The organism is Marinobacter sp. UBA2688 (assembly GCF_002352785.1).
GTDB lineage: Bacteria > Pseudomonadota > Gammaproteobacteria > Pseudomonadales > Oleiphilaceae > Marinobacter > Marinobacter salarius.
On sequence record NZ_DELU01000007.1, the window covers coordinates 312,975 to 323,111 of the forward strand.

Genomic DNA, 10,137 nt, shown 5'->3' on the forward strand with positions numbered 1-10,137 from the left:
GGGGCTGGCCTGCTATCGCGGATCATCGTCAACCCGGTCCACGAGGTTGGTTACACCAGTCAGCCATTCCTCCAGGCCGTCGTAAAACCGGTTCTGGGCGTGGCCCGCCTGGATATCCAGAAAACCCAGGACCAAGGAGCCACCAAGCCCCAGCAGCGACGAGCTGAACGCCGTTCCCATGCCTTCCAGGGGCTCCAGCAGCCCAGACTGCAGGCCGGCAAACACCTTGCCAAAGTCCTCCTGGCTCATATCCAGGTTTACAATGACGGCGCCTACGGAATTGATGGTTCCAAGCAGGCCCCAGAAGGTGCCCAGCAATCCCAGGAAGATGAGAAGACTGATGAAATAGCGGGTGATTTCGCGCTGTTCGTCCATGCGGCTGTGGATGCCATCCAGTACCGTACGCAACGACATGGTGGACAACGAGAAGCGGTCACGCTTGGAGTCGTCATCCAACTGTCGCGCCAGCGGCTTCAGAAGACGGGGTTCCTGCAATACGGAGAGCCCGGCGTTGCCGGTGCGGAACTGCGCAATCCAGCGCAATTCCGGAAACAGCACAAACACCTGGCGATAGGTGATGGCAATGCCAACCAGCAGCACACAAACAATTAACAGGTTGAACACCCAGTTCGCCATAAACGCGGCCTGCAATGGTTTGTGGATCAATGCACAAACCACCACAACGACCACCAGGAACAGCGTCATCCAGAAAAGGGTATGCTTGGGATTGCTCATTAACGCCACCGCATTCGTCGGGAAACACGTTAAAAGCTAGCACAAGCTTGCCATTACTGCTGTCCACAACCCCACTGGTTGCGTTAAGGATTTGTTACCACCGCTCAAGGCTCGTAGCGTTGAGCGATACTGTCCAGGGCGCCGCTGTCTCGCGCTTCATCAAGCGCTGCCTGAAGGTCCTCCACAATGGCCGGGGCCGTTTCGTTGCTGACCGCCAGGTACATCGGCGTCTCACGGAAAACGAGAACCGGTTTCAGGCCAGTGATGTCGTGCTCTTCCTCCGCCACCAGAGGCCCCACGAGACCATCTGTCACCCAAAGGTCGGCCTGGCCCAGCACCAAACGTCGAGGATTCTGCTCACCGGACACATTCATGACCAGATCAAACCCCTCACTCACCAGATAGTCCGACATGACGTCGCCCTTGTACCCGGCAATCTTGTACTGCCGGGCACCTTCGAGGGACTCCAACTGGATGTTGGAATCGGGCGCGGCAAACAGGGTCCACTTGATCGACGCCAGCGGGCCGACCCACTGAAACTCGTCTTCCCGCTCCTCGGTTCTGGCGGTGCAGAACAGAGCATGGTTCTCCCGCCCCTGGACCCATTCGTAGGCACGGCTCCAGTCCCGCATCTTCATGACGTATTCGTAGTCCACCCGCTCCATCATGGTTTTAACCATATCGGTACAGATACCGGTGATATCGTCTTCATTATGGGCGAAGCCCTGCCCCGTGGTTGACGCGTTATAGGGTGGGTAGTTCTCGGTGAAGATATACAGCTTCTCGTCAGCAACGGCCGACGACAACACCGCCAGCATAAGGAGGCCTTGCAAGACCGGTCTAATGAACTTCAACGGGCCGGTCATTTCTGGGCCTGGTTTGGCTGGCATGCTTTTGTCCTCGTCGCAATGGGTAGGGGTATTGGTAGTTTAGGCTAGTCACTTTGAGCAATAATGCCAATACACCCGTCAATACCTTTATCCATCGGAATAAACAGATTTTCCGCTGAAACTGGTCTACCGTGAGGTGTGAAGAAGTGTAAAATCTGAATGCATGTTTATGGAATTGTTGGCAGCCGGCCTGCCCAGGGACCCCGTTTATGACAGAAAGCCAGACCCGTATCACCGGCCTCCGTCAAAACGCTCTCATCGTTGTTCGCGGTTTTATTCCTTGTGGATGTGAACTGGTCGCGGCCTCGTCCGGCGACGACGGCGCCCAACTGACACTGGCGAACCTCACTTCGCCTGGTCTGATACAACACCTGAATGGGTCGGACCACACTCCCGCCGAACTATTTCTGTTTGACGGCAATCACCCCACGCGTGTGAGTGGTGGTCTACAAGCTGCCGCTGGGGACAGTGTGCGGATGACCAGTGATCCCCACGACGCGGAAACCATTGAATATCTGCGACGCTTACCACAAAGGATTCCCGATCAGCTCACCCCACCCTCCGCCAGCTTGCCGTCGTTGCGAGATACCTACCAAAAACACACCCGGCGCCTGCTGGGCACCCTGGTAGCCGACTTCATCGACCACGCCTGCGAGGGTATCGGGAACGACCTTGAACAAGCGGCGGAAGTGCGTGAGATCACCCGTCTGAAGGACATGCGCTTCATCTTCAACAGTCGGGGGGAGCAGATATACCGGGATTTTACGCTGCAGTTCCAAGCGTTCGACCACCAGCTCAACCCGAGTAAGGACAACGACAGCCAAAACGGCGAACTCAGGGTCGTGGAGCAGCATGTTTTTGAGGACTGGCTGGAACTCCAAATGGTGGCATCCGAGCTCGCCAGCAAACACACCAATACGCTGTTCGTGCTCAGCCAGTTGCTCAACCAGCTTTTTTCCTGCGATATCAGCGACCGCAGCAACCCTCTTTCACCACTGTCACTGTGCACCTGTCTGCAATTCGCCATTGATCGACTCGGTATTGCCCGACAGCATCGCGGCACGCTCTACCTTGCTTTCGAGACCGTGCTGGATGACCTCTGGCCCCGAGCCGCAGAGTCGCTGAACCGCGACCTTCGTGCAGCGGGCCTGCTGGCGCTCGATCTGACCAGCTTGCCTTCCAACTGGTCACTGAGGGAATCCAATAAGGCCCGGGAAGCACCAACGGAGACGCCCCATCCTGAAGCATCGGTGGTAGATTCCACGCCCCCCGCGGCACCCGCCTCTGCCCCTGGGCGTTCGTTACTGCGACTGATGAGCCTGCAACAGGATCCGGGTAACCTGCGGGATACCTGGCCACGCACCAACCCACAGTTTACCGCCGAACTGCGACCGCACAGAGACGATCTGCGCAAGGTGCTGGGCGAGCCGGGCCCCAGCATGGAGGAGGCCATTCGAAATCTGGCATCCTCCAATCCGGACCTGGAACAGGCACTTGATGACGGTACGTGGGACAAAGTCACCCTCGTGGATCGTCTGTTCGCCCCACTGGAGCATGAACAGGGGCTGAACAGAACGCTGAGGGAACAGCTTGAACAGTTGAGACTTCCGGTTCTGGAGGTCCTGCTCGAGACCTCTGAATTCCTGGACCGCGACAACCACCCGGCCAGGACCATCGTCAACGATCTTATGCGCCTCTGCCTGGCCGAGCGGAGTTCAAGCCGCAACCTGGAACAGACGGTGACGGGAATTATCGACGAACTCATCCAGACGGAAGAACGGGATGAAGCGTTTTACAGGTCCATCGGTACCCGGTTGCAGGGCCTGGTAGAACGCCAGGAACAATCGTTCCTGAGGAACTCCGAACGTATCGCCAAGACCCTGGAAGGCAAGGAACGCCTGCGGCAGACGCGGCTCGGCGTGCAGCGACGCCTGAACATGATCCTGGCGGATAAAGCCGTGCCAACAGTACTGCTTGATCTTTTGAACGCAGGCTGGGAGCAGTTGATCGTACTGGCGGTATTGCGGGAAGGCGCTGAGAGCCAAACCGCCACAAGTTTCATTAACATCGTTGAGCAGATCCGCCTCTGGCTATCGGGCGGAGAAACCAGCAAGGATCTCGCATTTGAGCGGGAGTTGGAAAGCGACGCGTTGATCCAGCTTATCGACAGGGAACTACGTACGGTTGGCGAAGTGTCGCCAGTCCGCGATGTGGTGGCGAGGCTGACCCGGGAATTGCATCAGCAGGTATCGACCGAAACAGTAACCCTCGACGCCTATCCCCCGGGTTCCTGCCAGCTGGAGGAAGCGGAGGCCTCTACGGAGTCAGTTGACACCCGCTGGGCCCGGCGTGCCCAGGAAATTGGCGTGGGCGATTGGGTTGAGATTGTCCTCGACAATGGTGAAAAACGGCGCATGCGACTGGTCTGGGGCGGCAAGGATGTCTTTCGCTTTGTGTTCCTTTCGCCCCAGGGACTGGGTGAGGTGAGTTATCAATATTCCGAATTCGTGTCGAGACTGGCCCGCGGTGACGCGTGGCTCGTCAAGCAGGGAGACATTCCCTTTGTCGACCAGAGCCTGTTCGACATCGTTCAGGGGGTCTACAGCAAGCTCAACTTCGAAGCCACTCACGACGCCCTCACGGGATGTCTTCACCGGCATGATTTCGAGAAGCAGTTGGCCCAGGCCCTGTCCGTAATGGACGGCAAACCCGGTAGTCATACCCTGATGGTGTTCGACATCGACGAATTCAGTGTGATCAATGCCACCTATGGCACCGGCGTCGGCGACGAGCTCCTGAAACGGTTTGCCTCCCTGCTTCAGGATCAGGCTTCGGGACACTCCGGCGATCACTGCATCGGTCGACTGGGAGGTAACGAATTCGCACTGCTGGCCCAAAAGATGCCGGTGGAGGAAGGACTGGATTTCTCCGAACGGCTGCGTGACGCCTTTCGAACCGAGTCACATACCGTTGACGACACCGAATTCTCCGCCACCCTGAGTGCGAGCGTGTGCCCTTTCGAAGACACCCTACGCTCTGCCGGCGAACTGATGAACCAGGCCAACCTGGCGCTCAAATCCGCCAAGAAGAAAGGCGGAAACAGCGTTGAACTGGTTCGGGACCAATCCCAGCAAGTGCCCACCTCGGGCCCCCAGTGGGTACCCGAAATTGACCGCAGCATACGCGATGGCAGCCTGTACCTGAGAGCACAGCGGATCCTTCCCCTGACTGATGCCAGCAACGGTGACATGTACGAACTGCTGCTAGGCCTTCAGAACTCCTCCGGCCAGGAAATTTCCCCACAAAGTTACATTGAGGCCGCGGAACAGTTCCGCCGGAGTTCCCGTGTTGACCTTTGGGTGATTGACGAAGCAATAGACTGGATGGAAGGACACCCAGGCGCCATGGAGAGCATCCATACGTTCAACATCAACCTCTCCGGCGCATCATTGAGTGACGACGCCTTTCTGTTCGCCCTGGAAACGAGGATGAAGCAGCACAACGCCCTCACCCATCAGATCTGTTTCGAAGTCACCGAGACGTCCGCCGTTGCCAACCTGCATTACGCCGCCGATTTCATGACCGAGATGAAGCGGCTTGGGTGCCGGTTTGCACTGGACGACTTCGGAACCGGCCTGTCCTCCTACGCCTACCTGCAAAAACTACCGGTGGACTACGTCAAGGTGGACGGCATATTCGTCCGTGACATGGCCATTAACCTGACCAACTACGCATTGGTTCGATCCATCACCGAGTTGTGTCATTTCCTCGACATGAAAACCATCGCCGAATATGTGGAAGATATGGAGACATTGGAGCTGCTTAAAGAGATCCAGGTAGATTTCGGGCAGGGATTCTGTATTGCAAAACCCCGGCGGATGGATAGTCTGGGGGCCACCGCAAAGGCCTGAAACACCACAATCACCGAATCAACGGGAGACCACCCATGCCAAACAGCGTAAGAATCACGTACTGTACGGGCTGCAAGTGGATGCTTCGATCCGCCTGGATGGCACAGGAACTGTTGAGCACCTTTGAAGAGGAGCTGAACGAACTGACCCTGATACCGGGCACAGGCGGAATTTTTGAAATTCACGTCAATGGCAAACGCATCTGGTCACGTAAGGAACAGCAAGGCTTCCCCGACATCCGGGAACTGAAGCAACTGGTTCGAAATGAAGTCTCGCCCGATCGATCACTCGGCCATACCGACGGGGTACCCACAGCCTGAGCACTCAGGTGTACATGCAAACCGGCCGCCATCATCGCCGGGCGACATAGCGAAACCATTTATTTACGTCCAGGCCTTAGACATTGGTTTCGTAGTGTCTTGCTGCAAAGGACGTTTCAGGCCACTATCATGGCATCTCTATTTGCGAAAACGAAAAGGCAACGCATGTTTCTTGAACGCTACCACGCCACCCAGAACGGACTCGTACTGATCAGCGCGACCCAGGCCAGTCGATTTGCCAAGGAAGTGGCCGGTGATTTTAATCCGATCCACAATCCGGATGCCCGGCGTTTCTGTGTTCCCGGAGACCTGTTGTTTGCCCTGCTATTGTCACACTTCGGCCTGTCCCGACAGATGACCTTCCATTTTCGCAGCCTGCTCGGCGAAAATGTTCCACTGGACTTCCGCGAGGACGACGACGGCCTGATTCGCGTCTACGATCAGAATGACAAGGTCTACATCGAGGTGGAACGCAGTGGTGAGCGGACTCACGATGACACCGTGATTGAGAACTTCACTCGCTGCTACGTGGCCGCGTCCGGCAAGAACTTCCCCCATACGCTCAAACCGCTGATGGAAAATGCTGGCGTGATGTTCAATCCGGACCGGCCAATGATCATGTATCAAAGCATGAGCCTGGCCCTGGATACGCTTGATGCGCCAAGCCCCGACCTTGAACTCCATAACGCGGAGCTGAAGCCGGACGGAAAGCGTGGCAATGTCTCACTGGACTACCGGCTGATCTCAGACGGCAACGTTGCCGGCGAGGTTTCCAAAAAGCTTGTGGTCAGTGGCCTTCGTGACTATGACGCCGGTGCCATGGATGCCGTGGTCGAGGAGTTCTATCGGCTCAAGGAAAAATCCTGGGATTGATGGGATGTCAACGCCCGTAAGCCAGGAAGAGAAACAGGCAGCTCTGGCCCGCCTGAACCGATTCAGTCAGATGGCCGATAACGCTATTGGCATACCCTTCACGCGCTTTCGGATCGGGCTGGAACCCATCATCGGCCTTGTTCCGGTACTCGGCGACCTGGCCGGGCTGCTCATGTCCTGCTACGTACTCCTGGAAGCGCACCGTGCCGGAGCCAGCCCCCGGGTCAAACAGCAAATGGTCAGGAACATGCTGATCGACTTTTTCGGCGGCCTTGTTCCGGTCATTGGCGACGTCTTCGACTTCGCCTGGAAGGCCAATGTCCGGAATACCCAACTGCTCAGGGAGCACCTGGAAACCGAACTGAACGTTCAGCAAAAGCCGCGGTTCCACTGGATGCAATTCCTGGTGATCGTGGGCACCCTGGCAGTATTCACCGCCCTTGTGGCGGTATTTGCGCTCTGACTCAGGGTCACTACGGATTTATCCCCAATGCTTTCTGGCCTTAACTCGGTACATGTCACCCTATGCCTGTGACCCGTCATCACCAAGAGGACAGACAACATGGCAAAGACCCAATGCTCCAACTGCGGAGCCAGCCTTCCCACCGAAACGCCTAAATGCCCGGAATGCGGGAGCCTTCAGAGCTCCAGGCCCAAAATGATTATCGGCGCCGCCGGCGTTCTGATCGCAGCCCTGGCCATCGTGCTCGGCGCCATCTATGTTATAGCCAAGGATGAGCCCGCCAATCCGGCCGGTAGCACCACCGAGATCAGGCCCTAGCACCCCGTCTGGCTTCTAGGGAGAACCATAACAACAAACCATGAGGCACGCATGAGCGATACCACACCCGATACAGTCTGGGACTATCTGATCCAGGGTGCCAAGGTCTTCGACGGTATTGGCGAATTACCGGTCCGCGAAGACATCGCCATCGCAGATGGCAGGGTCGCAGCACGAGGGCCGGACCTTGATCCGCAAAAAGCGCACAAGGTCATCGATGCCACTGAACGCTGGGCCATGCCAGGGTTGTTTGACATTCATACCCACTACGACCTGGAGCTGGAGGTTGCCCCTGGCCTGCCCGAATCCGTGCGCCATGGCACCACCACGGTTGTCATTGCCAACTGTAGCCTGGGGCTGGCGTTTGGCGCACAGCGCAAGGACGGTGCAGACCCGATTGTGGACTGTTACGCTCGAGTGGAGAACATTCCCAAGGACGTCCTGCGGGCGACCGCCGATCGAGTGGACTGGAAGAACCCGAAGGAATACATCCAGCATCTGAACAGACTTAGCCTGGGCCCGAATCTGGTCACCATGGTGCCGCACTCAATGTTGCGGATTGAGGTCATGGGGTTTGACGCCAGCATTTCCCGTGACCCCACGGAAGACGAACTCAAGGCCATGGAGGCATTGCTGGAGCAGGCCATGGATGACGGCTATGCCGGATTCTCCACCGATGCCCTGCCGTTCCACTACCTGGCCAACCAGCCCAATACCCGCAAGACCATACCCACGCAGTTCGCCAAATACCCGGAAATCAAACGGCTGACGGACGTGGTGCGGCGCAAGGGCGGTGTCTGGCAGGCCACGCCACCGAAAGACAGCACCATGGGCACCATCAAGACCTTTCTGCTCAGTTGTGGCCTACTCCACGGCAAACCACTCAGAACAACGGTGGTGGCTGCCCTGGATGTGCAAAGCAACCGCAAGATCGTGCGGCTGGCGAGATTGCTGGCCCGGGTTCTCAATTCCCGACTTTTGCGGGGTGACTTCCACCTGCAGGCCCTGGCCGCCCCCTTCAAGGTATGGTCCGACGGCGCCGTAACGCCGCTCTCCGAGGAGATCGAGGAACTGCGTATTCTCAATGAGACCGAACTGGAGGACCGTGAAGGCCGGCTGAACATCCTCAACGATCCAGCCTATATCGCGTCGTTCAAAGCCATGTGGATGAGCGGCAAAACCGGTTTTGGCCTCAAGCGCCTCAAACGGCTGGTACGCCTGGAGGACTACGCTTTCAACCGTACCCTGGCGGATATGACCATCGACGTATGCCCCCTGAGAGAATGGCAAGGCCATACCTTTGCCGATGTCTTCGCTCGGGTGAATGCCGCCAACGCAGGAAAACCACTCGAAGGCAGCGATGCGGAACGGGCCCTGCTGAAAGACCACTTCTCAGGGGTGAAAGACGAAGGCGATTTCGTGCTGGCGATGCTGCGGGCGTTCGACCGTGATCTGAGCTGGTATACCGTGTCTGCAAATCGGAACGAACGCGTTGTCCGCAACCTGCTGATGGACCGACAACTTCTGCCGGGCTTCAATGACAGTGGTGCCCATCTCACCAACATGGCCTTTTACGACGGCAACCTCAGAGCCCTGAAACTGGCCTCTGACGGCGGCGATATAGATGTAGCGTATATGGTACGCCGTCTCACCCGGGACCCCGCTCGTGTATTTGGCGTCAAAGGGGGCGGCATCGAAGTGGGCGATCAGGCCGACCTTATCTTGGTAGACCCGTCAGCCCTGCGCCGCATGGACCACAACAATACGGTGCAACGTCAGTACCGTGAGGCATTTCAGCACGAGCAACTGGTTAACCGCACCGACGGTGTGGTGCCCATGGTGATGATTGCCGGTCATCCAGCGTGGCACGGAACGTCGTTCGACAATGCACTGGGTCAGAAAAAAATGGGCACCGTACTGGACACCACCTTCTGACATCCCGCAATCCTGTTGCCAACACTGCCTGAACTCTAATACTGTTCAGGCATGGACAAGAACACACCGGGTCCCCGCCTCGCCTTTCTTTATCCTGGACACGCTGCCGAGGATGACTACCCACGTCTGGCCGGAATGATCTCACCACCGGCTGAGGTGAGAGTCGTACATACGGCGTTCGATGTAGATGCACATACCGTTGACGCACTCACCGAAATGGGAAGCCCGGCGCGCCTTACGGAAGGAGCCGCACACCTTGAAAGTGCGGATATGGAAGCCGTTTTATGGACCTCCACCAGTGCCAGTTTCGTTCGTGGCATCGACGGTATAGGGGAACAGATCGAGACGCTCGAAAATCTGCTTCATATCCCGGCCTCTACCACGGCCATGGCATTCGCCAGGGCGGTTACCGCCATCAACGCCAGGCGGGTCGCCATCGCGGCTACCTACCCGCGGGACATAGCCCTGCTGTTCAAAACGTTTCTGGAGCACTTCGATATCGAAGTGGTGCACATAAACTGCCGCGGCATTATTACCGCAGCGGAGGTGGGCACGCTGGAGAAAGAGGCCGTATTGAGGTTCGTGACGGACAATGACCACCCGGACGCAGATGCGCTATTGATTCCCGATACCGCATTGCATTCCGCCGCCTGGCTGGAAGACCTGGAGGCAGCGGCGGGCAAGCCGGTACT

At 57.4% G+C, this 10,137-nt stretch carries 9 protein-coding genes; 7 read left to right on the forward strand and 2 right to left on the reverse strand.

Going from position 1 to position 10,137, the window contains the following annotated elements; all coding sequences use genetic code 11:
- Nucleotides 1-12: 12 nt before the first annotated feature.
- Both B3M52_RS02825 and B3M52_RS02830 read right to left on the reverse strand, forming a co-directional pair.
- Nucleotides 13-735, reverse strand: a complete 723-nt coding sequence (locus B3M52_RS02825) for a hypothetical protein (RefSeq protein ID WP_036209409.1) — start codon at nucleotides 733-735, stop codon at nucleotides 13-15.
- Nucleotides 736-839: 104 nt separating this feature from the next.
- Nucleotides 840-1,625, reverse strand: coding sequence for a substrate-binding periplasmic protein (locus B3M52_RS02830; protein ID WP_126811870.1), 786 nt, complete (start codon nucleotides 1,623-1,625; stop codon nucleotides 840-842).
- A 209-nt stretch (nucleotides 1,626-1,834) separates the two neighbouring features.
- Between B3M52_RS02830 and B3M52_RS02835 the strand changes: the two genes are divergently transcribed.
- The 7 genes from B3M52_RS02835 to B3M52_RS02865 all read left to right on the forward strand — a co-directional run.
- Entirely contained in the window at nucleotides 1,835-5,536 is a 3,702-nt protein-coding gene (locus B3M52_RS02835; RefSeq protein WP_126811868.1) for a DUF1631 family protein, read from the forward strand.
- A gap of 35 nt (nucleotides 5,537-5,571) precedes the next feature.
- Nucleotides 5,572-5,856, forward strand: coding sequence for a SelT/SelW/SelH family protein (locus B3M52_RS02840; RefSeq protein ID WP_075197016.1), 285 nt, complete (start codon nucleotides 5,572-5,574; stop codon nucleotides 5,854-5,856).
- A gap of 165 nt (nucleotides 5,857-6,021) precedes the next feature.
- Nucleotides 6,022-6,729, forward strand: a complete 708-nt coding sequence (locus B3M52_RS02845; RefSeq protein WP_036209399.1) for a DUF3581 family protein — start codon at nucleotides 6,022-6,024, stop codon at nucleotides 6,727-6,729.
- A 4-nt stretch (nucleotides 6,730-6,733) separates the two neighbouring features.
- On the forward strand, nucleotides 6,734-7,192 hold the full coding sequence (locus B3M52_RS02850) for a DUF4112 domain-containing protein (RefSeq protein WP_286748688.1): 459 nt from the start codon (nucleotides 6,734-6,736) through the stop codon (nucleotides 7,190-7,192).
- 99 nt (nucleotides 7,193-7,291) lie between these two features.
- On the forward strand, nucleotides 7,292-7,510 hold the full coding sequence (locus B3M52_RS02855) for a hypothetical protein (RefSeq protein ID WP_126811866.1): 219 nt from the start codon (nucleotides 7,292-7,294) through the stop codon (nucleotides 7,508-7,510).
- Between the two features lie 51 nt (nucleotides 7,511-7,561).
- Nucleotides 7,562-9,445: an N-acyl-D-amino-acid deacylase family protein gene (locus B3M52_RS02860; RefSeq protein ID WP_286748689.1), complete on the forward strand. Its 1,884-nt coding sequence runs from the start codon at nucleotides 7,562-7,564 to the stop codon at nucleotides 9,443-9,445.
- 51 nt (nucleotides 9,446-9,496) lie between these two features.
- A partial coding sequence (locus tag B3M52_RS02865) for a maleate cis-trans isomerase family protein (protein WP_286748691.1) occupies nucleotides 9,497-10,137 on the forward strand: 641 nt, incomplete at its 3' end.

Excerpts from the sequence above, each read along its gene's own strand:
- B3M52_RS02825 (WP_036209409.1), bottom strand. The coding sequence starts at position 735 with ATGAGCAATCCCAAGCATACCCTTTTCTGGATGACGCTGTTCCTGGTG.
- B3M52_RS02830 (WP_126811870.1), bottom strand. The coding sequence starts at position 1,625 with ATGCCAGCCAAACCAGGCCCAGAAATGACCGGCCCGTTGAAGTTCATT.
- B3M52_RS02835 (WP_126811868.1), top strand. The coding sequence starts at position 1,835 with ATGACAGAAAGCCAGACCCGTATCACCGGCCTCCGTCAAAACGCTCTC.
- B3M52_RS02840 (WP_075197016.1), top strand. The coding sequence starts at position 5,572 with ATGCCAAACAGCGTAAGAATCACGTACTGTACGGGCTGCAAGTGGATG.
- B3M52_RS02845 (WP_036209399.1), top strand. The coding sequence starts at position 6,022 with ATGTTTCTTGAACGCTACCACGCCACCCAGAACGGACTCGTACTGATC.
- B3M52_RS02850 (WP_286748688.1), top strand. The coding sequence starts at position 6,734 with ATGTCAACGCCCGTAAGCCAGGAAGAGAAACAGGCAGCTCTGGCCCGC.
- B3M52_RS02855 (WP_126811866.1), top strand. The coding sequence starts at position 7,292 with ATGGCAAAGACCCAATGCTCCAACTGCGGAGCCAGCCTTCCCACCGAA.
- B3M52_RS02860 (WP_286748689.1), top strand. The coding sequence starts at position 7,562 with ATGAGCGATACCACACCCGATACAGTCTGGGACTATCTGATCCAGGGT.